The organism is Streptococcus periodonticum (assembly GCF_003963555.1).
GTDB classification, from domain to species: Bacteria; Bacillota; Bacilli; order Lactobacillales; family Streptococcaceae; genus Streptococcus; species Streptococcus anginosus.
In genome coordinates this window covers 1,150,861-1,173,870 of the sequence record NZ_CP034543.1, presented here as the reverse complement: position 1 = coordinate 1,173,870, position 23,010 = coordinate 1,150,861, and the positions used below count along the sequence as shown (strand labels likewise).

At 41.0% G+C, this 23,010-nt stretch carries 27 protein-coding genes and 1 pseudogene; all 28 read left to right on the top strand.

The genetic code is table 11. The features are described from left to right. Positions 1-264: 264 nt before the first annotated feature. The 28 genes and pseudogenes from EHW89_RS05745 to EHW89_RS05620 all read left to right on the top strand — a co-directional run bounded on the left by EHW89_RS05745 (position 265) and on the right by EHW89_RS05620 (position 23,006). On the top strand, positions 265-546 hold the full coding sequence (locus EHW89_RS05745) for a VRR-NUC domain-containing protein (RefSeq protein ID WP_049501446.1): 282 nt from the start codon (positions 265-267) through the stop codon (positions 544-546). Further along, on the top strand, positions 527-1,894 hold the full coding sequence (locus tag EHW89_RS05740) for a DEAD/DEAH box helicase (protein WP_126467228.1): 1,368 nt from the start codon (positions 527-529) through the stop codon (positions 1,892-1,894). The genes EHW89_RS05745 and EHW89_RS05740 overlap by 20 nt, the downstream gene beginning before the upstream one ends. 1 nt (position 1,895) lies before the next feature. After that, on the top strand, positions 1,896-2,378 hold the full coding sequence (locus EHW89_RS05735) for a hypothetical protein (protein ID WP_126467226.1): 483 nt from the start codon (positions 1,896-1,898) through the stop codon (positions 2,376-2,378). A gap of 185 nt (positions 2,379-2,563) precedes the next feature. Beyond that, positions 2,564-2,791 carry a DUF7678 domain-containing protein gene (locus tag EHW89_RS05730; protein ID WP_126467224.1) on the top strand — a complete coding sequence of 76 codons (228 nt, stop codon included), beginning with the start codon at positions 2,564-2,566 and terminating at the stop codon, positions 2,789-2,791. An 87-nt stretch (positions 2,792-2,878) separates the two neighbouring features. Continuing rightward, a complete protein-coding gene (locus tag EHW89_RS09420) occupies positions 2,879-3,040 on the top strand; it encodes a DUF6900 domain-containing protein (protein WP_167747256.1) in 162 nt (53 codons plus the stop codon). A gap of 52 nt (positions 3,041-3,092) precedes the next feature. Continuing rightward, on the top strand, positions 3,093-4,130 hold the full coding sequence (gene metK / locus EHW89_RS05725) for a methionine adenosyltransferase (RefSeq protein ID WP_126467222.1): 1,038 nt from the start codon (positions 3,093-3,095) through the stop codon (positions 4,128-4,130). A gap of 1 nt (position 4,131) precedes the next feature. Further along, complete coding sequence (locus tag EHW89_RS05720; RefSeq protein ID WP_126467220.1) at positions 4,132-4,497, top strand: HNH endonuclease; 366 nt, start codon at positions 4,132-4,134, stop codon at positions 4,495-4,497. A 59-nt stretch (positions 4,498-4,556) separates the two neighbouring features. Beyond that, positions 4,557-5,147: an ADP-ribosyltransferase gene (locus EHW89_RS05715; protein ID WP_126467218.1), complete on the top strand. Its 591-nt coding sequence runs from the start codon at positions 4,557-4,559 to the stop codon at positions 5,145-5,147. A gap of 189 nt (positions 5,148-5,336) precedes the next feature. Then, positions 5,337-5,759, top strand: coding sequence for a helix-turn-helix domain-containing protein (locus tag EHW89_RS05710; RefSeq protein ID WP_000340864.1), 423 nt, complete (start codon positions 5,337-5,339; stop codon positions 5,757-5,759). Between the two features lie 9 nt (positions 5,760-5,768). Continuing rightward, positions 5,769-7,037 (top strand): site-specific DNA-methyltransferase, encoded by a 1,269-nt coding sequence (locus EHW89_RS05705; RefSeq protein WP_126467216.1) that lies wholly within the window; start codon positions 5,769-5,771, stop codon positions 7,035-7,037. Next, positions 7,012-7,248 (top strand): XRE family transcriptional regulator, encoded by a 237-nt coding sequence (locus EHW89_RS05700; RefSeq protein ID WP_126467214.1) that lies wholly within the window; start codon positions 7,012-7,014, stop codon positions 7,246-7,248. The genes EHW89_RS05705 and EHW89_RS05700 overlap by 26 nt, the downstream gene beginning before the upstream one ends. 87 nt (positions 7,249-7,335) lie before the next feature. Next, complete coding sequence (locus EHW89_RS05695; RefSeq protein ID WP_226997560.1) at positions 7,336-7,593, top strand: hypothetical protein; 258 nt, start codon at positions 7,336-7,338, stop codon at positions 7,591-7,593. A 20-nt stretch (positions 7,594-7,613) separates the two neighbouring features. Further along, on the top strand, positions 7,614-7,829 hold the full coding sequence (locus EHW89_RS05690) for a DUF4314 domain-containing protein (RefSeq protein WP_126467212.1): 216 nt from the start codon (positions 7,614-7,616) through the stop codon (positions 7,827-7,829). Between the two features lie 48 nt (positions 7,830-7,877). Further along, a complete protein-coding gene (locus EHW89_RS05685; RefSeq protein ID WP_126467210.1) occupies positions 7,878-8,351 on the top strand; it encodes a phage terminase small subunit P27 family in 474 nt (157 codons plus the stop codon). After that, entirely contained in the window at positions 8,348-9,940 is a 1,593-nt protein-coding gene (locus tag EHW89_RS05680; RefSeq protein WP_126467208.1) for a terminase large subunit, read from the top strand. Before EHW89_RS05685 ends, EHW89_RS05680 begins: the two co-directional genes overlap by 4 nt. Positions 9,941-10,039: 99 nt before the next feature. Next, positions 10,040-10,171, top strand: a pseudogene (locus EHW89_RS09415) (antitoxin); the annotation flags it as partial. 95 nt (positions 10,172-10,266) lie between these two features. After that, a complete protein-coding gene (locus EHW89_RS05675; protein WP_126467206.1) occupies positions 10,267-11,529 on the top strand; it encodes a phage portal protein in 1,263 nt (420 codons plus the stop codon). Next, complete coding sequence (locus tag EHW89_RS05670; protein WP_126467204.1) at positions 11,522-12,205, top strand: head maturation protease, ClpP-related; 684 nt, start codon at positions 11,522-11,524, stop codon at positions 12,203-12,205. The genes EHW89_RS05675 and EHW89_RS05670 overlap by 8 nt, the downstream gene beginning before the upstream one ends. Positions 12,206-12,218: 13 nt before the next feature. Beyond that, positions 12,219-13,400: a phage major capsid protein gene (locus EHW89_RS05665; protein ID WP_126467202.1), complete on the top strand. Its 1,182-nt coding sequence runs from the start codon at positions 12,219-12,221 to the stop codon at positions 13,398-13,400. Between the two features lie 8 nt (positions 13,401-13,408). Beyond that, entirely contained in the window at positions 13,409-13,690 is a 282-nt protein-coding gene (locus tag EHW89_RS05660; protein ID WP_193552977.1) for a head-tail connector protein, read from the top strand. Beyond that, positions 13,690-14,034 carry a head-tail adaptor protein gene (locus tag EHW89_RS05655; RefSeq protein ID WP_126467198.1) on the top strand — a complete coding sequence of 115 codons (345 nt, stop codon included), beginning with the start codon at positions 13,690-13,692 and terminating at the stop codon, positions 14,032-14,034. The genes EHW89_RS05660 and EHW89_RS05655 overlap by 1 nt, the downstream gene beginning before the upstream one ends. Then, positions 14,021-14,389: an HK97 gp10 family phage protein gene (locus EHW89_RS05650; protein WP_126467196.1), complete on the top strand. Its 369-nt coding sequence runs from the start codon at positions 14,021-14,023 to the stop codon at positions 14,387-14,389. Before EHW89_RS05655 ends, EHW89_RS05650 begins: the two co-directional genes overlap by 14 nt. After that, positions 14,386-14,703, top strand: a complete 318-nt coding sequence (locus tag EHW89_RS05645) for a hypothetical protein (protein ID WP_037596739.1) — start codon at positions 14,386-14,388, stop codon at positions 14,701-14,703. The genes EHW89_RS05650 and EHW89_RS05645 overlap by 4 nt, the downstream gene beginning before the upstream one ends. A gap of 14 nt (positions 14,704-14,717) precedes the next feature. Continuing rightward, complete coding sequence (locus tag EHW89_RS05640) at positions 14,718-15,296, top strand: major tail protein (RefSeq protein WP_037596740.1); 579 nt, start codon at positions 14,718-14,720, stop codon at positions 15,294-15,296. 2 nt (positions 15,297-15,298) lie between these two features. Further along, a complete protein-coding gene (locus tag EHW89_RS05635; protein WP_126467194.1) occupies positions 15,299-15,718 on the top strand; it encodes a hypothetical protein in 420 nt (139 codons plus the stop codon). 186 nt (positions 15,719-15,904) lie between these two features. Beyond that, positions 15,905-18,988 carry a phage tail tape measure protein gene (locus EHW89_RS05630; RefSeq protein ID WP_126467192.1) on the top strand — a complete coding sequence of 1,028 codons (3,084 nt, stop codon included), beginning with the start codon at positions 15,905-15,907 and terminating at the stop codon, positions 18,986-18,988. Beyond that, positions 18,985-19,713: a phage tail protein gene (locus EHW89_RS05625; RefSeq protein ID WP_126467190.1), complete on the top strand. Its 729-nt coding sequence runs from the start codon at positions 18,985-18,987 to the stop codon at positions 19,711-19,713. The genes EHW89_RS05630 and EHW89_RS05625 overlap by 4 nt, the downstream gene beginning before the upstream one ends. Next, positions 19,713-23,006, top strand: coding sequence for a phage tail spike protein (locus EHW89_RS05620; RefSeq protein ID WP_126467188.1), 3,294 nt, complete (start codon positions 19,713-19,715; stop codon positions 23,004-23,006). The genes EHW89_RS05625 and EHW89_RS05620 overlap by 1 nt, the downstream gene beginning before the upstream one ends. The last annotated feature ends 4 nt before the right edge of the window (positions 23,007-23,010 follow it).

The following is a 23,010-nucleotide window of genomic DNA, read 5'->3' as shown; positions in this document are numbered from 1 at the left end:
AGGGTATATCTCCACTAGATTTTAAATCAAGTATTTTTGGAGTGTAAGTCGTTGAAGTATTCAGTGAAAAATAATTTGTGAAGTATGGTCAAAAAGTTTATGGATTAAGTTCCACGACTTCCATTTCTTTGTTTAGTGTAAGTCAATGATGGTCTTTTCTAAAACTATCTCTATAGGAATTTTAACTAAGAAAAAGTATATAAGGAAAGTTTAGGAAATGACCTCATTAGACCTCCACCATTTAAATCTGATGAGAGGACAAGTATGAGAGAAAAAGTGATTGAACAAAAGTTAGCAAGCGAGGTTAAAAAGCGTGGTGGTATCTGTCCAAAGTGGGTATCACCTTCCTTTTCAGGAGTACCTGACCGATTGGTATTCTTACCCAATGGCAAGTTTGGTTTGGTGGAAGTAAAAGCACCTAATCAACATCCTAGAGCTTTGCAGGTGTCACGGCATAAGTTATTTGAACACTTAGGATTTCGAGTCTATGTTTTAGATAATAAGAAAGATATTGAGGGGATATTGGATGAAATTGAAACTGCATGACTATCAAGAAGTCACTAAAGACTTCATCATAAAAACTCCTTATGCAGCAGTCATTTTAGACATGGGGATGGGAAAGACCGCTACCACTTTATCAGCTATTAATGAACTGATGTTTGACCGCTATGAAATTAATAAAGTACTGGTGATTGCTCCACTTAGAGTCGCAAATACAGTATGGAGTGACGAAATAGAGCAATGGACAGAACTGTCTCATTTGAGATATTCAAAAATTGTAGGCAGTCCCAAACAACGACAAGAAGCACTTCAAAAAGATGCGGATATCTACATTGTAAATCGAGAGAATATTTCTTGGTTAGTTGAAAAGTGTCATCCTTATTTCAAGTGGGATATGATTATCATTGATGAATTAAGTTCATTCAAATCATGGCAATCAAAACGTTTTAAAGCTTTTATGGCCATGCGCCCCTACATGAAACGAGTGGTAGGTTTAACAGGCACACCGAGTTCCAACGGATTGATGGATTTGTTTGCGGAGTTCAAAGTCATTGATGGCGGTGTCCGTTTGGGACGTTTTATCGGAGAATACCGAAGTCGTTATTTTAGAGAGGGACGTAGAAATGGAAACGTCGTCTATGAATATATTCCAATGGACTATGCAGAGTGTCAAATCTTTGACAAGATTGATGACATCACAATTTCTATGAAAGCAATGGATTATCTACAAATGCCGACATTAATCTCAACGAAAAAATCAGTTCATCTCACAAATGCAGAAGCAAAAAGATATAAAGAGTTTAAAAAGGAATCTGTTATTTCTGATTCTAACGAAATTGAGGTGACGGCAGCAAATGCTGCTAGCTTATCCAATAAACTAGTTCAAATGGCAAATGGTGCAGTTTATTCTGATGATCATAAAATTATCGAGTTACATAATCAAAAACTAGATGCACTGGAAGATATTATTGAAGCCGCAAATGGAGAACCAGTTCTGGTCGCTTATTGGTTCAAGCATGATTTACTTCGTATTCAAGAACGATTGAACAAACTTAGGATTAAAAGTACAGTACTTAAAAGTGAAACTAATATTCATGAATGGAATAAAGGGAATATCACTGTTGGTTTGCTACACCCAGCTAGTGCAGGGCATGGTCTGAATTTACAAAAGGGAGGTCATCACTTAGTGTGGTTTGGATTGACTTGGTCTCTTGAATTGTACCAACAAACCAATGCTCGACTTTGGCGACAAGGACAACAAGCAAACACTGTGATTATTCAACATATTGTAACGGAAGGTACAATTGATGATGATATTCTAAAAGCTTTAACTGCCAAGGACGCACAACAATCACGTTTGATTGAAGCAGTAAAAGCACAAGTAGGAGGTTGATATGGATAAAGTAGACTACTATTTTCAACACTATCAAGATGCAAAAAGAGATTTAACAATTGCAAAGAACTTGATTGAAAACTATAAACCCATTTCAGAAGATGCTTTTCTCTATTCTCTTGCTACTAGACAGACGAATGAAGAACGTGTTAAAACGAGTAAAACTAATGTTAGGACAGAAAATATGGCTCTATCTTTTCATGATAAGTTCTTAGTGGAGGAAAGAGAATATCAGGAGTCATTGTTTGAAAAGTACTGTCATTTAAAAACCGATATCGATTTCTTTGAACTTGCTGTTTCTTCTGTTGATGAAATTATGAGGGATGTAGTAGTTGACTTAGTCTTAGCTGGATTGACATGGGATGAGTTACTACCTAAACACAATGTTTCTAGAATGACAGTAAGTCGATATAGACAAAAGGCCTTAAAACAAGTAAAAGAATATTACCGTTTTGCAGGAAAAACCTTGAGTATCAATGGATAATGATACTAGGGTGTTACTAAGGTGGTACTACCCTGTTACTAAGTTGTTACTAAGATGGTACTGCTTTTTAAAAATGACTGTGATATACTTAAGATGTCAAAAAAGATAGAAAATCTGCTAATTTTACTGGATAAAATTCTGGTTCTACGGTAATATACACCTAGAAAAATAAGAGGAGAATAACCATGTGGACCAGAGGTCAGATTCATTATCACGGACAAATAGTTGATTACATAGCAAAAGTCAGTGACCAACCTTCAGATGTAGGTATTGATTTAGGATGTGTATTCAAATTAGAGGTTGATGTTGCTGAAAAGACTATCATTTCTTATGACAGAGGATGGGATATCTACCCAGAATCTGATGAACAAGAAGCTATTCTTGAAGCGATTTTGAAAGCTTTAAAAGTTTAAAATATCTTTAAAATAACGCACAAATGACTGGATATATCCCACTCTTAGAGGTAATATGGTTACAACAAAAAGAAAGAGGATAAAACCATGAAGAAAGAGGATATTTTAACCAAAATCGCAAAAAATAGAATTGGCGCTGAAACACTAGAAACGAGAAATAGCGACAGCCTTGACTTTTATGACATCAGCGTTTGGGCATTGAAAGAAATGCTTGAACAAGCCTATGAAGCAGGTAGAAAAGCAAAATAAAAAAAAAACAGAGCCTTACCCAAATGGGAAGGCTTTTTGCGTGGAGGAAAGAATGATTATTACGAGTGAACAAGTATCTAATGGCCATCCAGATAAAATTTGTGACCAGATTTCAGATGCAGTTCTAACAGTATGTTTAGAACAAGATAAGAATAGCAGGGTTGCAGTAGAAACTCTTATCAAAGATAATCATATAGTGGTTGCTGGTGAAATGAAAACAACAGCCTTATTTGATTTAAAAACTGTTGTTCGAAATGTCGTTAAACCACTAGGAATGAAAAATATCATTGTGACAAATCTTATCGGATTACAAAGTGATGATATTTCTCAAGGTGTTGATACAGGTGGTGCTGGAGATCAAGGAATGATGTATGGCTATGCAACTGATGAAACTGACGAATACTTGCCGCTACCCTACGTTTTAGCAACTCGTGTTCTTGAGAATCTTATGGAACTTCAGCATCCGCTCTTAGGGAAAGATGCTAAGGCACAGGTTTCTTATGATTATGACAATAAAAGAATTACAACATTCTTAGTATCAATTCAGCATAGCGATGAAATGACAATTGAGAATCTAAGAGTAATTGTTAAAGAATCTATGATGAAAGTTGCTAAACGGTATAGACAAAACCTTGATTTTAACATTTTAGTGAATCCCACTGGTCGTTTCGTTCTTGGTGGTTCTTACGCCGATGCTGGAGTTACTGGAAGAAAAATTATCGCTGATACCTACGGTGGATTTGCTCATCATGGTGGTGGTGCATTTTCAGGAAAGGATCCAAGTAAAGTGGATCGCTCAGGAGCTTATATGGCGCGTAAGATTGCAAAAGACATTGTTCGTGAAGGATATGCTAAACGATGCGAAGTTCAATTAGCTTACGCTATAGGGGTCGCAGAACCAGTATCTATTCATGTAGAAACATTTGGGACAAGTAATTATACGAGCAAACAATTGGTAGGAATGATTAGAGAACGGTATGATTTAACACCGAAAGGGATTATCAATGAGTTGGATCTTCTAAATGTAGACTACACTCAAACTACATGTTTTGGACATTTTACGAAACCAACTCTTTCTTGGGAACAGTAAGATGCCACGTAGACCAAGTACTCCCTGCAAGCAGAATGGTTGCCCTAACCTTGTGACTTATGGTAATAGGTATTGTGATGACCATAAAATAAACAACATCCTTGATGCCAAACCTACCAAAGCTAAAGGTTACAATGCACGGTGGAACAAGGCGCGGATTCGTTACTTAAAGCTCAATCCTCTCTGTGTTTACTGTCAAAGAGAAGGTCGACTGACCAAGGCAACAGTGGTTGACCATATCACCCCCCACCGAGGTGATCAAGAACTTTTTTGGAATCAATCTAACTGGCAAGCTCTTTGTAAATCTTGTCATGATAGGAAGACCAAGACGATTGACCGGTATGTGGAATATACCTATCGGTTTTGATAGAATTATTATATACTAGTAGAAAAGCATGAAATAAAATATAAGGAGTTTAATTTTCTATGAACTATATTAATTTTGTCAATAATAAAAAAGATGAAATTTCTCCGTATAGAATTTCAACGAGCAATAATAATGAGAAATATTTTGAAGCGCTTGAAAGATATTGCGGTAGTAGACATGACAGGATCAATGAATATCTTCGAACTAATAATATAAAAAATGGCGATAAGAATATCCTATGTCAAACGATAAATTCAATAAAATGTTTAGATGAAATAATCAATGAAGCCCCACAAGAGGAATATAAAGTTTTATACAGAGTCATCGATAAAGAGTTTTATAAAAAGCTAATGTCCTCTTCATCTTTTAAAGAGCGAGGATATTTAAGTACTTCAAAGATGGAACGTTGGGCCAAGGACAAAGCAGACCAAGAGGATAAAGTTGTTATTAAACTATATGTAGAAAAAGATGTGAAGAGGATCGATATATCCCAAATAAATTATGGAACTTTATCGGGAAGAACTGAATATGAAGTGCTTTTACAAAGAGGGACTATTTTAAAAAGAGATTCCTCAAGTGATGATACTTTTATAGTGTCGTTACCAAATCAATGTTTATTCTTAAAAAAATTTTGGGGTAAGGGGGGATAAAATCTCTAAACCCTTGTTTGTAAAAGACCGACGCCCCCTCAAACGTGCATTTTCGCAAAATGTAAAAGGGGTATATTTTTTGAAGAAATAAATAACTGAAAAACAAGCTGTAACAGGAAGTTATGGCTTGTTTTTCTTTCGTTTTATGATTTAAAAGGTTAGAGATTTCAGTAAAGAAAGGAGGCAGAAATGGACGATTTTCAGAGAAAACAGATTAGAAAATTACGTTCTGAAGGCTTGGGATACCAATCGATTGGAAAGATAGTCGGTTTGTCTAGGGATTCTGTTCGCAATTACTGCAAACGAAATCCGGAACTATTGGGCTATCGAAATGCCGTCACGAAGATGATGAAAGACCAAGCCAGTGGTCTTCCTTGTTGCCTTCACTGTAAAGAAACCTTTATCCCCAAAGGAACTGGTCGACCTAAGAAGTTTTGTTCAGATGCTTGTCGGAGATACTGGTGGCAGGACCATCCAGAATTACACCAGAAACAAAATACAGCTTACTATGAATTGGCTTGCCAACATTGCGGTAAGTCTTTTTTATCATACGGCAATGCGAAGCGGAAATTTTGTAGCCATGCCTGCTATATTCAATCTCGTTTTTACTAAGGAGGTAGTATGAAAGTCACACAAGATATGACATGGGTCTCTTTATCCATTGACTCTTTAAAACCAGCGGCTTATAACCCACGAAAGAAACTCAAGAAGGGTGATAAGGAATACGAAAAAATCAAGAAATCCATTGTGGAGTTTGGTTATGTTGACCCGATTATTGTTAATTTCGATGGCACTGTAATTGGAGGCCACCAACGACTGACTGTCTTATCTGACTTGGGCTATAAAGAAGTTCAATGTGTTCAGGTTCGAATTGAGGATGAGAATAAGGTAAAGGCCCTGAATGTTGCTTTAAATAAAATCACAGGCGCGTGGAATGAAGAACTTCTCGCAGACCTGGTGGTGGACTTGCAAGATGCGGATTTCAATTTAGACCTAACCGGTTTTGAAGCACCAGAAATCGATCAGCTATTTTCTAAGGTTCACAACAAGGAAGTGAAAGAAGATGACTTTGATGTAGATGGAGAGCTGACAAAACCGACTATCTCGAAACAAGGAGATATCTGGCATCTTGGGAAACACCGAGTGATTTGTGGTGATTCTACAAAGCCAGAAACTTATCAGCTTCTCCTGGGAGATAAGAAGGCCAACCTTATCGTAACTGACCCTCCTTACAATGTTAATGTGGAAGAAACAGCGGGAAAAATCAAAAATGATGATATGTCCGATGCGGATTTTTATCAGTTCCTTTTTAACATGTTTGTCAATGTAGAACAGTCCATGGAGGATGATGCTTCTATCTATGTTTTCCATGCGGATACAGAAGGACTGAATTTCAGAAGGGCCTTTAAGGATGCTGGCTTTTATCTGAGCGGTTGTTGCGTTTGGAAAAAGAATGCTCTGGTATTAGGTAGAAGCCCTTACCAGTGGCAACATGAGCCAGTTCTTTATGGTTGGAAACAAAAAGGGAAGCACCAATGGTTTTCTGACAGAAAGCAGACGACCATTTGGGAATATGACCGTCCAAAATCCAGTAAGGAGCATCCAACTATGAAACCTGTTCAGCTCATGGCTTATCCGATTCAAAATTCTTCTATGCGAGGGACTCTTGTTCTAGACCCATTTTTAGGCAGTGGCTCTACCCTGATTGCGGCTGATCAGACAGGTCGAATTTGTTATGGCATTGAACTGGATGAGAAGTTTGTGGATGTTATTGTCAAACGCTACATGGAAGCAAGAGAAAACACGGATGTGAAACTAATCCGTGAAGGCAGGACCTTATCTTTTGAAGAAGCAGTCAGTGAGTATGAGAAAGAAAAAAGCGAAATATAAAAAAGTGACGGAAGCAGAAGCACACCAACACCTCAAGGAACTGTCTGAAAAAATGGTCGATTTACCACTAAATTCTCCTGAGGTAGAGGAATTGAGGAACGCTATAGAGCGTGCTCGTAAGACTAGACAATTTGGTTATCTAGAGCTGGAGTATTTGTACAAAGTAATGACGGAACTGCTTGAAGAATTCAAACCAAAATCTCAAAAATAAATTGAATAATAACCTCTTATAGCTGGATAAGTATGCAGACTAGAGGTATTATACCATTGACCAAATTGAATCTCAAAGGAGAAACATATGATACTTTATTCAAATGCAGAAGCTAATCTAATGTTGGAACAAGCTCGCAATCGTTTAGCCCTCTTATCCAAAAGATTTATAACCTTGGCTCAAGAACGAGAGTTGGACAGTGTAGAACAGGAAGATGCTACTCAGGTTCATAACTTACTAACCTTCATTCAAGAAGCCGATATGAGTGGAAAAATGGCTGATATGGAATTGCAGCTGATTGTCGAAGACACCAATCGTATCTGGGAAGATGCTTCTTTCACTTAGACGAGGGAAGGAAAATAAAGATGAATGAAAAGATTGTAGACTTACTGAAAAGGCGTTATCCTGCTGGAACGAAGGTTCGACTCTTAAAAATGGAAGACCCGAATCCAGTGCCAGTTGGTATGTTGGGAACGGTGGAAGATGTGGACGATATTGGTTCCTTGATTGTCCGATGGGACAATGGACGGCAACTCCATGTCTTACATGGTATTGATGAGGTCGAGAAAATCGATTCATAAGAAATAAAGCCTCCGGGCTTTTTCTTGTGGACTGAAGGAGGTGAGGGCATGGCACAAAGGGGCAGAAAGCCCAAACCAACTAGTTTGAAAATTTTAGAAGGGAATCCAGGCAAGCGCCCACTTCCAAAAAATGAAATTCAGCCTAAGAAGAAAGCTCCTAGATGCCCTTCCTGGCTTGAAGAAGATGCCAAAAAAGAATGGAAGCGTATGGGAAAAATCCTGGAAGGTTTGGGACTTTTAACCGATATGGATATGACCGCTTTTGCGGGTTACTGCCAAGCTTATGCCCGCTGGAAGGAAGCAGAAGAGTTTCTTTCAAAACACGGCTCTATCATTAAAACTCCAAATGGCTATCTCCAACAAGTGCCACAAGTTTCTATTTCTCAGACCAATCTTAAAATCATGCTCAAGTTCTGTGAACAGTTTGGCTTAACGCCATCTGCCAGAACACGGCTGGCTTCGATGGATTCCGAAGTGGGTTCAGGAGATGAAATGGAAGATTTACTAGGAGGGCGTTTATGACGTATCACTATATTCCTTCTCCCTTCATGCTTCCAACTTCTCGTTATGATGAGAAAAAGGCAGACCGGGCAGTAACCTTCATTCAGAATCTCTGCCACACCAAAGGACGATGGGCGGGACAGAAATTCTTACTGTTACCATGGCAGGAACAAATTGTACGTGACCTTTTTGGCATCGTAAAGGAAGATGGGAATCGACAGTTTCTGACGGCCTATGTAGAGATTCCCAAAAAGAATGGGAAGTCTGAACTAGCTGCTGCGATAGCTCTTTATCTTTTATACGCAGACGGAGAAGCCAGTGCCGAAGTGTATGGGGCGGCCTGTGATCGAAATCAAGCTTCCATCGTTTTTGATGTGGCCAAACAAATGGTTTTGATGAGTAGGGCTTTGGAGAAACGCTCCAAAGTCATGGGGGCCACTAAACGCATCATCAATTATTCTAATGCTGGCTTCTATCAAGTGCTATCGGCAGAAACTGGCACTAAGCATGGACTCAATGTATCAGGTCTGGTCTTTGATGAAATCCATGCCCAGCCCAATCGTCATCTGTATGATGTCTTAACCAAAGGAAGTGGAGATGCCAGAGAGCAGCCGCTCTTTTTTATTATTACGACAGCAGGAAATGACAAGAACTCCATTTGTTATGAACTGCATACCAAGGCCTTAGAAATTCTAAAAGGACGGAAGAAAGACAGTAGCTTTTACCCAGTTGTCTATGGCCTATCAGAAGAAGAGGATTGGAATGATGAAGAAAACTGGCTAAAAGCCAATCCTTCACTCGGCCATACAATTGGAATTGACCGGGTTCGGGAAGCTTATCTGAATGCCTTAGATAACCCTGCAGAAGAAAATGTATTCAAGCAGCTACGACTCAATATCTGGACCAATTCAGCGGTGACTTGGATTCCGGAACATGTCTATTACAAAGGGAGTCAGCCGATTGATGTAGAAAGTTTAAAAGGCAGAGATTGCTATGCAGGCTTAGATTTATCTTCCACCTCAGATATAACGGCTCTTGTACTGATATTTCCACCTAGATATGAAGCTGAAAACTATCAGGTTCTTCCTTTCTTTTGGTTACCTGAAGATACGCTGGTTCTTAGGTCCAGACGAGACCATGTGCTGTATGATGTCTGGGAGAAGCAGGGGTTTCTTCTTACCACAGAAGGGAATGTCGTTCATTATGGATTTATTGAACGGTTCATTGAAGAACTCTCCACTATCTACCACATCAGAGAAATTGCTTATGACCGCTGGAATGCGACACAGATGGTTCAGAGCCTGGAGGGCATGGGTTTAACAATGGTTCCATTTGGTCAGGGCTATAAGGACATGAGCCCACCTTCTAAAGAGTTCTACAAACTCATGATGGAAGGGAAAATCCAGCATGGAGGTCATCCGGTTCTGAAATGGATGGCCCAAAATGTCGTTATGAGGCAAGACCCTGCTGGAAATATCAAACCGGATAAGGAAAAGTCTGTAGAGAAGATTGACGGAATTGTAGCAGCCATTATGGCCCTAGACAGATGCATTCGACATCAAAAGGATAACGGCAGTATTTATGATGAGAGAGGAATCCTATCCTTTTAGTTGAAGAGTCTTTATCTTTTATGGTACTCTATATACAAGTTAAATTTATGTGAGGTTGAAAAGATGGCTGAATCACAAGTAAATAATCTCCAAGGAAATTCAGATTTATGCCAACAGTATCAAATTGCTTTTGAAGATTTGAAGAAAGAAATTTTAGTTGGGCACCAGGAAATTATTCAAGGCAAAGTTACATCTCTAAAAGAGGCAAGAAAAGAATTTGACCTTAGCTAATTTAAAGTCTCATATATTTTTGATTTTATTAGAATAGTTACTATGAAGCATCTCAAGCGAGGTGCTTTTTTTCATGCCTAGAAAAGGAGATGACTATGGGAATATTGGAACGATTAGGACTAAAACGACAGAGGGGAGAGCCCAAAAATAAGTATGAAGGAAATGACTTTTCGCTACTCTTTGGTAGAACCACGAGTGGGAAAACGGTCAATGAACGGACCGCATTACAAACGACAGCAGTCTATGCCTGCGTAAGGATTCTGTCAGAGACCATTGCTTCTTTGCCTCTTCATGTGTATCGATACACCGATGGAGGAAAAGCAAAGGACACGGAACATGTTCTTTATACGCTTTTGCATGATGAGCCAAATCCTGATATGACTTCTTTTGTCTTTCGAGAAACATTGATGAGCCATCTTTTGATTTGGGGAAATGCTTACGCTCAGATTCTTCGTGATCGTTCAGGTCAGGTGATTGGGCTGTATCCTTTGCTACCGGATCAGATGAGCGTTCATCGAAGTGAGAAGGGTAAGCTCTTTTATGTTTACAATCGCTATGAGGAAGATAATCCTAATTTTCAGGAGAAGGGAAGCATTGTTTTATCGCAAGAAGAAGTGCTTCATATTCCAGGCTTAGGGTTTGGTGGTCTGATTGGTTATTCTCCGATTGCTCTGGCGAAGAATGCGGTGGGGATGACGCTTGCTTGTGAAGAATATGGCGCTAGTTTCTTTGGCAACGGTGCTAACCCTGGTGGAGTTCTCGAACACCCAGGTATCTTAAAAGACCCTGCTAAGGTCCGAGATTCCTGGAATGCGGTCTATCAGGGGACACGAAATGCTCATAAGGTAGCTGTCCTGGAAGAAGGGATGAGCTATAAGCAAATTGGGATACCACCTGAAGAAGCCCAGTTCTTGGAAACCCGTAAATTTCAAATCAATGAGATTGCGCGTCTCTTTCGGATACCACCGCACATGGTAGGAGATTTAGAGAAGTCCAGTTTTTCGAATATTGAGCAACAATCCCTTGAGTTTGTTAAGTATACCTTGGATCCCTGGGTGGTTCGGTTTGAACAGGCTCTTAAGAAAAGTTTGCTGCTGCCGGAAGAGAAGAAGACCCATTTCATTAAATTTAATGTGGACGGCTTGCTTCGTGGAGATTACCAAAGTCGGATGAATGGCTATGCGATTGGTCGACAAAACGGTTGGCTATCAACCAATGACATCAGGAAGCTAGAAGAACTTAACCCTATACCGGCAGAAGAAGGTGGTGACCTTTATCTCATTAATGGAAATATGACCAAGTTAAAGGATGCAGGAGGATTTATGAAAACAAATCAAGAAGGAGAGAGTCATGAATAAATTTTGGAATTTCAGCGAGGATGCAATGGGGCGCGTACTGCATCTAAATGGCACAATCGCCAGTGAATCCTGGGTGGATGATGATGTGACTCCGCAAATCTTTAAGAATGAACTTATGAGTGGCAGTGGTCCATTAACCTTATGGATTAATTCACCAGGTGGGGATGTCTTTGCAGCAGCTCAAATTTACAACATGTTAATGGATTATAAAGACGATGTGACCGTCAATATTGATGGCATTGCAGCTTCGGCAGCCAGTGTCATTGCTATGGCGGGAACCACCGTCAATATGAGTCCAGTAGCTATGATGATGATTCATAATCCGATGACGGTCGCAATTGGCGATTCTAAAGAAATGGAGAAGGCCATTGCTATGTTATCGGAAGTCAAAGAGTCCATACTCAATGCCTATGAAATTAAGACTAGTTTATCTCGGGTACAGCTATCCCACTTGATGGATGCTGAGTCTTGGTTTAATGCTAAGAAGGCTCTTGAACTTGGGTTTGCGGATTCTATTTTGTATGAACCTGCTCCACATGAAGAGGGAACGGTTCAAAGTATGATGTTTAGTCAAGCAGCGGTGACCAACCAGTTGCTTTTAAAATTGGCTGATAAAAAAACTCAGCTCAAAATACCAGTTTCTCAGTTAGAGAAACGATTGTCACTCTTGAAATAAGAAAGGAATAACCATGAGTAAAATTTTACAATTGCGGGAAAAACGAGCACAAGTATGGGAGAAAGCAAAAAACTTCCTAGATACCTGTCGGGATGATAAGGGTCTGGTTTCTGCAGAAGATACGGCTCGTTATGAAGAAATGGAAGATGAAGTCGTTCGTCTTGGTAAAGAGATTGAACGCTTGGAACGGCAGGAAGCACTAGACAAGGAATTGGCCAGTCCGGTTAGTCAAGCGATTGTTGCCAATCCAACCGTGGGCGGAGGAAATCCAAAAGGCGGACGTTCCTCTAAAGCCTATAACACAGCTTTTTGGAACAATATCCGCAAGAAAAACTTCTATGATATCGAAAATACCCTCAGTATTGGAGACGACTCACGTGGCGGTTACTTGGTTCCAGATGAATATGAGAAACGCCTAATTCAGGCTCTTCAAGAAGAAAACTTCATGCGGAGTCTTGCAACGGTCATTCAGACTTCAAGCGGGGAGCGGAAGATTCCAGTTGTGTCAGGGAACGGTGAAGCCACTTGGATGGATGAGAACTCCAAGTTCAAGGAATCAGAAGATACCTTTAGTCAAGTAACGCTTGGTTCCCATAAGGTTGGAACAGCCATTAAGATTTCTGATGAGCTGCTCTATGATTCCGTCTTTGATTTGGAAAGCTATATGGCTAATGAATTTGCTCGTCGTATTGGTGTGAAGGAAGAAGAAGCTTTTCTGATTGGTGATGGAACAGGTAAGCCAACTGGAATTTTTCAAACGGTCACTGAAGGGGCGACTAGTGGTGGTGCGACGATTACCTTTGACGATGTCATGGATTTGTATCACTCGCTTAAATCACTTTATCGGAAAAATGCAGTATGGATTTTGAACGATTCGACTGTCAAAGCCTTACGGAAACTCAAGGACAATAATGGTAACTATATCTGGCAGCCATCTGTTCAAGCTGGTGTACCAGATATGATTCTGAATCGTCCTTATTTCACCTCTAGCTTTGTACCAACGATTGATACAGGTAAGAAAATTTTGGCTTTCGGTGACTTTTCTTACTACTGGATTGCGGACCGTCAAGGACGTTCCTTTAAGCGTCTGAATGAGCTTTATGCAGAAAGTGGTCAAGTTGGCTTCCTTGCTAGTCAGCGTGTGGATGGTAAGTTAATTCTGAATGAAGCGGTTAAAGTTTTGACCATGAAATGAGGCTTCTCATGAAGATTAGTTTGGAGGAAGCAAAGAACTATCTAAGGGTTGAACACTCAGAGGATGACCACTTGATTCAAGTCATGATTTCTGCAAGTGAAGAGCTGTGTTCCAGTATCCTACGCAAGAATCTGGAAGAAGTGACGGAGGAGAAAGAAGTTGACTTCTTTCAGACGATTGTTTTGTTTGGGACAGCATACCTTTATGAGCATCGGGAAGAAGGAGGGCAGGAAAGCCTGGTAGAACTCCTCAAGGCTCTTCTTTCTGCTCACAGAAGGGATGTGTTCTGATGAAAATAGCCCCATTAAGCAAACGAGTTTTCTTTGAAAAACGAGTCATTGTGCAAGATGCTATTGGCAATGAAAGCAGTCAGTGGCAGCCATTGTTTTCCAAGTGGTGTTCCTGTAAGGTGCTTCTTGAAACAGAAGGGATTGGCTCAGTAATGGTCAAGAATATTCATCAGTTACGCTTTACGCTGCGTTACGACCCTGCTATTCAAGAATTGGATAGCAAGATTACTCGTCTTCGTTATGAGGAGAAGTTTTATAATATCAAGGCCATTGATTCGTTGACTTATCCTCAAAAGATGATTCTAATAGATGCGACAGAGGAGGTGCAATATGGCAACACTTAACCCGTCTGACCTAGCTCGGGCTGTTCAAAAGGAGTTAGAGGATTATGTGGAAAGGTCTACTGAAACAGTGAAAGCAGTGGTGGAAGACAGCACGAAGGAAGCCGTCAATGAGTTAAAGCAAGGTTCTCCTAAAAAGCGGGGGAAATATGCTCGAGGCTGGACCTCTACTGCGACGAAAGAAACCAATTTAGCACTGATAAAAACGATTCATAATCGAACACCAGGACTGACACACCTCCTTGAAAATGGTCATGCCAAACGAGGTGGTGGCAGGGTTGAAGGAATTCGGCATATTGCTCCTGTTGAAGAAAAGATGATTCGCCAATTTGAAGAGCGCTTGAAGGAGAAGTTATGAAAAAAGATGAGTGGTTTCCATTTTTAAGCAGTCTAGGTTTGTCCTGTGCTTACCACCATTTTGAGGAGGGGCATAGTCCAGCTCCTCCCTTTTTGGTGTACTGGTTTCCTGCTTCTCAGAATTATGGAGCAGATAATCTGGCTTATCACAAAGGAAGTCAAGTCAGACTGGAGCTTTATACCGAGAAAAAAGACCTTGGTTTAGAAGAGAAAATAGAAGCGGCACTCGACAGTCATTCTCTCTTTTTTGACAAGGAAGAAACCTATCTGGATACAGAAAAGCTGTATCAGGTTATTTATCATTTAAGTCAATAGAAAGGAAAAATCCGATGGAGAAAAATAAAGTCACCTTTGGTTTGCAGGATGTCCATTGGGCAGAAGTGACCAAAGAAGGAGATGATGGGTCGCTGACCTACGGAACAGTGGAGCGACTTAGGGGTGCCGCAGAGCTGACCTTGGAGCCACAAGGGGATTCTGGTTCATATAAAGCAGACAACATCAATTTTTATACGACAGAATCAAATGATGGCTATGAAGGAACTCTGAAACTGGCTCTTTTGACACAGGAATTTTTGACCCGAGTGTTGGGAGAAACTATCGATGCCCAGAGTAAAGTCATCTCAGAAATTGCAAGCAGCGAAAAGAAAAACTTTGCTTTAATGTTTCGCTTTGAAGGGGATAAGAAAGAAACGCTCCATGTGCTCTATTATTGTTATGCAAGCAGGCCAACCGTTGCTTCTAAAACAAAGAGTGGTTCAGACATCAACGAAGTAGAATTGAAATTCAAAGCCAGTCCTAGGCCGCTGGATAAAATCGTCCGTCGCAGGACCACAGAGGATACCCCAGAAGATGTCAAAAAGACTTGGTTTACAAAAGTCTATGAGCCAACTGTAAAACCGGGAGGTTAATCATGCGAAAAATGATTCAGTTATCAGGTAAGAAAATTGAACTAGCTACTAATGCTTACACACCGATTGCCTATAAAAAAGAATTTGGGAAAGATTATTTCCAGGACCTGTTTCAAATGTTGCAGGCGGAGTCGATTCTAAAAAAAGCTGAACAGCTAGAAGAAGGCGAAACTTTATCTGCATCGGATGTGGATATGAGCATGTTAGCGGATTTTGATATGACGTTTTTCCACCGGCTCTTTTGGGTTTTTGCCAAATCAGCTAACCCATCTATTGAACCTTTTGAAGAGTTCTTTATGGGCCTAGAAGAATTTCCGCTTCAAACAGTAGGACCGGTTCTGATGAAATTGTTAAATCAAGGGATGACAACAAGAAAAAAGTCAATGCGTCGGAAGAAGCGAGCAGCGAAATCTTCACGGTAGAATCCTATCTTCACTGTTGTAAAGAGACAGGGCTATCAATTTCTGATTTAAAGGAGATAACGATTGGCATGGCGCTGGATTATCAGACAGACTATGTGGAAGTGCGTACTAAAGAAGAAAGTCGAAGCAGGAAAGCCACTCAGACAGACTTTGATAACTTTTGATGTAGCGGTAAGGAGGTAGGGTATGGCTGGAACCATTAAAGGAATCACAATTGAAATTGGAGGCGATACCCAGCCCTTACAAAAAGCTCTAAAAGGGGTGAATCACGAAGCCTTAGAAGCAAGCCGAGAGCTGAAACAAATTGATAAGGCACTAAAATTTGACACAGGCAATGTCACTCTCTTAACTCAGAAACAAGAGGTTTTAGCTAAGCAAGTTCAAACAACCAAAGAGAAGCTAGAGACACTACGTCAAGCCCAATCTCAGGTAGAAGCTCGGTTTCAAAGCGGGAAAATCGGATCTGATCAGTATCGGGCTTTTCAAAGAGAGGTCGAAATCACTCAGAACACTCTCAAAAGCTATGAGAATAAGCTAGAGGGTGTCAACCGAGCTTTGGAACAAAATGGCTCCAGTGTCACCAGCAACAAAAGTAAACTAGCTGCTTTAGGAGCTGAACAAAATCAACTAGCTTCAGAGAGTGAGAAAGTTGATTCCTCCTTTAAGTTGCAAGAAAGTCAGCTAGGTCGTAATGCCAGTGAATCTGAAAAACTGGCCCTTGCTCAGAAAAAGGTTGCGGCTCAGTCAGAGATTGTCGAGAAACAGATTGCCAATTTAGAACGGCAGTTAGAGTTGACCAAGGCTGAATACGGTGAGAACTCAGTTGAAGCCAATAAGCTAGAGAAATCTCTCAATGAAACCAAGACGGCTTATCATCATTTGCAAAATGAGATGGGCAGCATGAGTGGGGCAAGTGATAATGCCAACCACAGCTTAGCGGAAACTAACAATCTACTAAGGTCTGAGATTCTAGTCAACTTCAGTGAAAAACTGAGCGAAATCAGTCAGAAGCTGATTGACTTCGGAAAAGCAACACTGGAAGCTTTTCGGGAAGTGGACGAAGGGATGGATATCATCGTCACCAAAACCGGTGCCAGTGGAAAAGCGCTGGATGAGATGACGGATATTGCAAAAGGTCTTGCGACTGAAATTCCAACGGACTTTCAAACAGTGGGCAGTGCTGTTGGGGAGCTTAATACCCAGTTTGGGTTGACTGGTTATGCCTTAAAGGACGCTTCTGCGACTTTGATTAAGTATGCGGAAATCAATGGTTCGGACGTGACGGAATCAGCCATTTCCGCAAAACAAGCCATTGAAGCATATGGACTTGAGACGAGTGATTTAAATCGGGTCTTAGATACCGTCACTTATACGGCACAGGCGACTGGTGTCAGCGTTCAGGATTTGATGACCAAAGCCATCCAAGGTGCTCCACAAATTAAGGCTTTAGGACTTTCATTTGATGAGGGTGTGGCTCTTATGGGGCAGTTTGAAAAAAGTGGGGTCGATTCTTCGGCTGCTCTTTCTTCCCTCTCCAAAGCAGCAGTCAACTATGCGGCTAAGGGCAAGACACTGAGTGAAGGCTTAAGAGAAACGGTCGAACAAATCCGAAACAGCACTAGTGAAACGGAAGCCTTAACGCTTGCATCCAGTATCTTTGGTACTAAAGCTGCTCCACGGATGGTCGATGCCATTAAGCGTGGAGCTCTATCTTTTGACGATTTAGCCGGAACCGCAGAAAAAGCGAAAGGGGTGGTCGCTTCTACCTATGAAGCAACACTTGACCCTATCGATCAGTTCACCTTAGCTCAAAATGCGGCTAAAGAGGCTATGGCCGAAGTTGGAGGAGTGATTGCAGAAACCCTAGCTCCGTTTCTTCAACAACTTGTTCCGCTTTTAAAAAGTGTTGCGGAATGGTTCGTGAATCTTCCGGAACCTGTGCGGGAGTTCATTCTGGTTGTGGGTGGACTGGTGACTGTTGCGGGTATTCTCTTACCCATTATTGTGGCCTTACAAGCTGCAGCTTTAGCTCTTGGGACGACGATTGGAGGAATTTTAGCTGCGGCTGCTCCGATTGTAGGGATTGTTCTTGCGGTGATAGCAGCTGTTGCTTTATTGGTCATTGGCATTAAGGAACTGTGGGAACATAATGAAGCTTTCAGAGCAGCTGTTACAGATGCTTGGAATGCTATCTATTCGGCTATTTCTTCCATCGTTCAGCAAGTTATAGACTTTGTGATGGAAATTTGGGGAACCTTGGTTTCTTGGTGGCAGGAAAATCAGCAGTTGATTCAAGATTCTGCAACAACAGTCTGGAATGCCATTTCGACGGTAATCACCACCATTATGGATTTAATTGGGCCGTATCTAACAGCCGTTTGGGATATTATCAAGACGATAATAGAAACAGTCCTAAATGTTATTCTTAGCATTATCACATTGGTCATGCAGATAATTACTGGGGATTGGTCTGGTGCCTGGGAAACCATTAAGCAAATTGTATCTACCGTATGGGAAGGGATTCAGTCCATCATTGGCACCATTCTTAATGCCATCTGGCAATTTATAGTGAATAGCTGGAACGGCATCAAAGATAGTGTTTCAAATATTCTATCAGCCCTTTCTTCTTTATTTTCATCCATTTGGAATGCCATTCAATCCACGGTTACAGGGATTGTTCAGGGGATTGCAAGCACACTATCCAATATCTGGAATGGTATCTTGCAGACCATATCAAATGTCCTAAACAACATCTTCTCAACTGTTCGAAATATTTGGGATGGAATCAAAAATGCCATTTCTGGAGCAATTGATGGGGCTAAAAATGCCGTCTCCTCTGCCATCAATGCCATAAAGAATCTCTTTAATTTCCATATCTCTTGGCCGCATATTCCGTTACCACACTTTAGTGTCAGTGGATCCGCTAATCCGCTTGATTGGTTAAAGGGGGATATTCCACGGATTGGGATTGAATGGTATGCCAAAGGTGGGATTTTAACCAAGCCAACCATATTTGGCGTAAATGGTATGAACCTATTAGCGGGAGGAGAGTCAGGAAGAGAAGCGGTTCTTCCTTTGAACAGAGAAACATTGAGTCAGATTGGTCGAGGAATTGCTTCTACCTTGGATGCTCTACCTCAGATTATCATTACAATTTCAGATGTTGTGATTAGAGAAGAAGCGGATTTAGAACGCTTATCAGAACATGTGGCAGGAAGATTGGCAGATGAACTTGCTAGGCAAAAACAACTGAAAGGATTGGGAACATGATTCGATACAATGAATTAGTCATTGATGGGGTGCATACTTCCTCTTTCCCCTTTAAGGTGATTGTAGAAAATAGTCCACCGATTGTCATGAAAAGCAGTAAAACACAGCTCCTTGAGCATAGAGGAATCAGTGGTGCTGTCATGGAAACCAACAAGCATCGCAATGTGATGGAGTTGGCATTTAAGATTTATGTAGTCAAAGCAAGTGAAGAAGAACTCTTTCAGTTTTTGACAATCTTTTCTAAAGAACAGTTTTGGCTGGAGAGTGAGCAGTTGAAGACAGTCCGACTTTGGTGCTATAAAGTCCTTGTTTCAAAAATGATAAAGGACAAGCATGGAGTTTATGAAATGGAAGCTACATTCCAATGCCATCCCACAAAGTTCTTTAAAGATACAGATAGTCAGTCATTCACTCAAAATGGTACTTTGCGAACGAAGGGTTCGGCTTTGGCTTTTCCAAAATTGACAATAGTGGGAAACAACTCAACTGAAACCAGTTTTACGATAGGTAATCAAGTTATTCATTTGGAGAAGATAGAGGCTGGTGAAACACTGGTGATGGATAACAACCCTGAAAAACCAAGTTTTAGAACCTTATCGGGAAAGCGAATCAAGTGGTCTGGTGACTTTTTGACGATTGACCCTTCAAAAGATAAAACAGTGGGAATCGTATTGGGTACTGGGATTCAGTCCATTCGTTTTGAGATTGTCTGGGGGTGGGCTTAATGCTTTATTTATTAGATAAGGAAGTACAAACCGTTAAATGGAACGGTATCCCTCTTTATGAAGCGGTATCTGCTAGGGTAAAGGAAACGTTGAATGGAGATTTTACCTTAACCCTCAAGTATCCCATCACGGACAGCCATCTTTATCGGCTATTGAAAGTAGATAAACTCATTAAGGCTCCTGTCCCTGAATTAGGAGAACAGCTTTTTCGTATTAAGAAACCAGTTGAAATGGATGACCACATGGAGGTTCTGTGTTACCACATTACGGATGATGTCATGCAGCATTCCATTAAGCCAATTGGAAATTCTCAAGTAGGTTGTATGACGGCCTTGTCTAGCATGGTCCAGGCAGCTAAGACAAGTCTTGAGCCTTTTTCTTTCACAAGTGATATTACCAAACACAGGGATTTTAACACGGCTGAGACAACTACGCTTTATAACGTCCTGTTAGATGGTGCTCATTCTATTGTCGGAACTTGGGAAGGAGAGCTCATTCGAGATAATTTCTCATTCTCCATTCAAGAGCACAGAGGAGAGAATCGTGGAGTCATTGTTACGACTCATCAGAATCTGAAATCCTACAAACGGAATAGAAGCTCACAAAATGTTGTGACCCGTATCCATGTACATTCGACCTTTAAACCAGAAGGGGCTAAAGAAGAAAAGACGTTAACCGTGACGGTTGATAGTCCTTTACTTGATGCTTATCCCTATATCAACGAAAAAGAATTCACGAATAACAATCTTAAAACCCTTGAAGAATTGCGAAAATGGGGTGAGAGTAAATTTTATCATGATAAGATTGACCGAGAGCAGGATGCCATTGTGATAGAAGCCTATGAGTTAGATGGTCAAACGGTTCATTTGGGTGACTGGGTTACTCTAAAGAGCAGAAAGCATTATGTGGATTTGTTAAAGCAGGCTGTGGCTTATGAATATGATGCGCTGACTAAAGAATATATCGCATTAACCTTTGATGATACTGCAAAAGTAAGTAGCCGTGGTAGCTCTTCAAATATAACTGCTGCAGCACATTCCATTTTAAATCTTGCTCAAGGCAGTCAAGAGTTGATGATTGAACGAGCCTTAGAAAATGCCAATCGGGCCTTTGAAGCTGCTTTTGAGAAGCAAGAGAGTATGGTATTAGATGGCATTGAAAAGGCAAAAGCAAAGGCAGAGGAAATTGCAGCTCAGACTCGTGAACAGATTCAGAGTTCATTTACTGCTTTTACGAAAACGACAGAATCCACGCTTCAAGCGATTTCCCAAAAGTCAGAAGAAGCCTTAGGGAAGGCAGGAGCTACTCAGCAAGCTCTGAACAAAGTCCAAGAAGTGACGAATCGAACAATAGCAGAATTGAAAGTTTTTCAAACAGAAACTCTTCAGAGAATGGGCACTTTTGTCAGTAAGACAGAAGTCAGGCAAACACTATCTGGCCTTGAAACAACTCTCCAACAGGTTCAGGGGTATGTTTCAAGAGATGGAGAGCGGAGAGAACGGTTTGAGCAGTATGTACGGACAGAAACAGCTAACCAAGCTAGCGCTGTTCGAGAGCAGGTGGCTAAGGACTATGTCGCAAAATCTATTTATTCCGAAGATGTGAGAGGCTTGAATCGTCGCTTTGAAAGTCTGCAGGTGGGGGGACGAAACTACATCCGTCATTATGATTTTGATGGTCGGTTACCCCTCTCGTCTAATGTATCAGAATGGAAGTTTGAAAGGGTACCGGATACGAATGCCAAAAGTGGCTACTATCTCAAAGCTACTTGTACCAAAGCAGGAAATGGTGGCTTTCATAAGCCCATTTTTGATTTAAGGGGATCTGAATGGCAAGGGAAGAAAATGGTCTATGCAGCTGATATGAAAGCGAGTCGGTCGGTGGTTGTTCTGTTTGGTTTTGAGACAGGTGGTGTTTCGACCGTGACACTTCAAACTGAATGGCATCGGTTTGTTCACCCTTTTACCGTGAAGTTTGAGAGATATTGGTCCTGGGTGTGCTATTCAAATGGCTGGCTTGTTGGTGATGTTCTTTATATTCGGGATCCACAATTGGAAGATGGGACAATTGCGACGACACCGAGTCCAGCTCCAGAGGATGATAGACAGTACACAGAAACAAAGATTGCTTCTTATTCTCAAACAGTGGAGGGACGTTTTTCAGAAATCATGCAGGCAGTCAATGGCAAAACCAGCAGCAGTGACTTTCAAAAGGTTCAGGAAACAGTTAATCTGTACTCACGGCTCATTGGCTCAAAGGAAGACAGCGTCAAACATAACTTGGCCCAGATTGTCCTGACAGATTCTTCCTATGTGACCAAGGTGACGGATTTGACCCAGAAAGTTTCTACTGTTCAAACTCAGCTCGCAAACAGTTGGTCGGTTCAGTATTTGACTTCAAGTGGGGCAGTACTAAACAGTTTGAATCTATTAGCGAATGGAGTAAATCATATCCATGGTAGACTCACTCATATCACAGGACAAACTTTAATTGACCATGCTGTGATTAAGTCTGCCATGGTGGATAAGTTAAAGACAGCCAACTTTGAATCGGGATCAGTCACCACCGCAATCTTAAGTGCAGAAGCAGTGACAGCTGAGAAATTGAAAGTAGATGATGCCTTGTTTAACAAGTTATCTGCGACCGAAGCTTACTTGAGGAAGCTTTTCTCAAAGCAGGCCTTCATCAGTCAGGTGCAGTCGGTAACTTTATCTGCGAACAAGATATCAGGTGGTATCCTAACAGCCATTAACCGAGCTATGGAAATTAGTCTCAATGCGGGTCAAATTTTGTATTATACAGACCAAGCTGCATTGAAACGAGTTCTAGCTGGTTATCCAACCCAGTTCATTAAGTTTGCGACAGGAAATGTCGATGGTAAGGGAAGAACAGGTGTAACCGTTATTGGCTCGAACCGGTGGGGAAGTGAAAGCTCGAATGATGGTGGTTTTGTTGGAATCCGTGCTTGGAATGGAACTAATGTAGATTCACTTGATGTGGTTGGAGATGAATTGTCTTTTGCCAGTTCGGCCTATGATAACAAAGATGGATGGGTTATGACAACAACAGGAAAACTTCAACTGCGACCGAGCAGAAAACAGGATAGGAGAGATTCCACGATTAATGTGGGTGATGTTTGGCTCTATTTAGATACAAGCGGTAACTATGTCTCACTTCACGAGGTATTACAACGTATGTCTAATAGCATTGGAGCACTCTATGAGTATCGAGCGAATCAAGGAGAAGGGCATCCAGCTTGGTGGGATACCAGAAGCTTAGTGGGACGTTTATAAGAAA

Bases quoted from the DNA above. Each gene is read 5' to 3' on its own strand.
- EHW89_RS05745 (WP_049501446.1), top strand. From the start codon at position 265: ATGAGAGAAAAAGTGATTGAACAAAAGTTAGCAAGCGAGGTTAAAAAG.
- EHW89_RS05740 (WP_126467228.1), top strand. From the start codon at position 527: ATGAAATTGAAACTGCATGACTATCAAGAAGTCACTAAAGACTTCATC.
- EHW89_RS05735 (WP_126467226.1), top strand. From the start codon at position 1,896: ATGGATAAAGTAGACTACTATTTTCAACACTATCAAGATGCAAAAAGA.
- EHW89_RS05730 (WP_126467224.1), top strand. From the start codon at position 2,564: ATGTGGACCAGAGGTCAGATTCATTATCACGGACAAATAGTTGATTAC.
- EHW89_RS09420 (WP_167747256.1), top strand. From the start codon at position 2,879: ATGAAGAAAGAGGATATTTTAACCAAAATCGCAAAAAATAGAATTGGC.
- metK (WP_126467222.1), top strand. From the start codon at position 3,093: ATGATTATTACGAGTGAACAAGTATCTAATGGCCATCCAGATAAAATT.
- EHW89_RS05720 (WP_126467220.1), top strand. From the start codon at position 4,132: ATGCCACGTAGACCAAGTACTCCCTGCAAGCAGAATGGTTGCCCTAAC.
- EHW89_RS05715 (WP_126467218.1), top strand. From the start codon at position 4,557: ATGAACTATATTAATTTTGTCAATAATAAAAAAGATGAAATTTCTCCG.
- EHW89_RS05710 (WP_000340864.1), top strand. From the start codon at position 5,337: ATGGACGATTTTCAGAGAAAACAGATTAGAAAATTACGTTCTGAAGGC.
- EHW89_RS05705 (WP_126467216.1), top strand. From the start codon at position 5,769: ATGAAAGTCACACAAGATATGACATGGGTCTCTTTATCCATTGACTCT.
- EHW89_RS05700 (WP_126467214.1), top strand. From the start codon at position 7,012: ATGAGAAAGAAAAAAGCGAAATATAAAAAAGTGACGGAAGCAGAAGCA.
- EHW89_RS05695 (WP_226997560.1), top strand. From the start codon at position 7,336: ATGATACTTTATTCAAATGCAGAAGCTAATCTAATGTTGGAACAAGCT.
- EHW89_RS05690 (WP_126467212.1), top strand. From the start codon at position 7,614: ATGAATGAAAAGATTGTAGACTTACTGAAAAGGCGTTATCCTGCTGGA.
- EHW89_RS05685 (WP_126467210.1), top strand. From the start codon at position 7,878: ATGGCACAAAGGGGCAGAAAGCCCAAACCAACTAGTTTGAAAATTTTA.
- EHW89_RS05680 (WP_126467208.1), top strand. From the start codon at position 8,348: ATGACGTATCACTATATTCCTTCTCCCTTCATGCTTCCAACTTCTCGT.
- EHW89_RS05675 (WP_126467206.1), top strand. From the start codon at position 10,267: ATGGGAATATTGGAACGATTAGGACTAAAACGACAGAGGGGAGAGCCC.
- EHW89_RS05670 (WP_126467204.1), top strand. From the start codon at position 11,522: ATGAATAAATTTTGGAATTTCAGCGAGGATGCAATGGGGCGCGTACTG.
- EHW89_RS05665 (WP_126467202.1), top strand. From the start codon at position 12,219: ATGAGTAAAATTTTACAATTGCGGGAAAAACGAGCACAAGTATGGGAG.
- EHW89_RS05660 (WP_193552977.1), top strand. From the start codon at position 13,409: ATGAAGATTAGTTTGGAGGAAGCAAAGAACTATCTAAGGGTTGAACAC.
- EHW89_RS05655 (WP_126467198.1), top strand. From the start codon at position 13,690: ATGAAAATAGCCCCATTAAGCAAACGAGTTTTCTTTGAAAAACGAGTC.
- EHW89_RS05650 (WP_126467196.1), top strand. From the start codon at position 14,021: ATGGCAACACTTAACCCGTCTGACCTAGCTCGGGCTGTTCAAAAGGAG.
- EHW89_RS05645 (WP_037596739.1), top strand. From the start codon at position 14,386: ATGAAAAAAGATGAGTGGTTTCCATTTTTAAGCAGTCTAGGTTTGTCC.
- EHW89_RS05640 (WP_037596740.1), top strand. From the start codon at position 14,718: ATGGAGAAAAATAAAGTCACCTTTGGTTTGCAGGATGTCCATTGGGCA.
- EHW89_RS05635 (WP_126467194.1), top strand. From the start codon at position 15,299: ATGCGAAAAATGATTCAGTTATCAGGTAAGAAAATTGAACTAGCTACT.
- EHW89_RS05630 (WP_126467192.1), top strand. From the start codon at position 15,905: ATGGCTGGAACCATTAAAGGAATCACAATTGAAATTGGAGGCGATACC.
- EHW89_RS05625 (WP_126467190.1), top strand. From the start codon at position 18,985: ATGATTCGATACAATGAATTAGTCATTGATGGGGTGCATACTTCCTCT.
- EHW89_RS05620 (WP_126467188.1), top strand. From the start codon at position 19,713: ATGCTTTATTTATTAGATAAGGAAGTACAAACCGTTAAATGGAACGGT.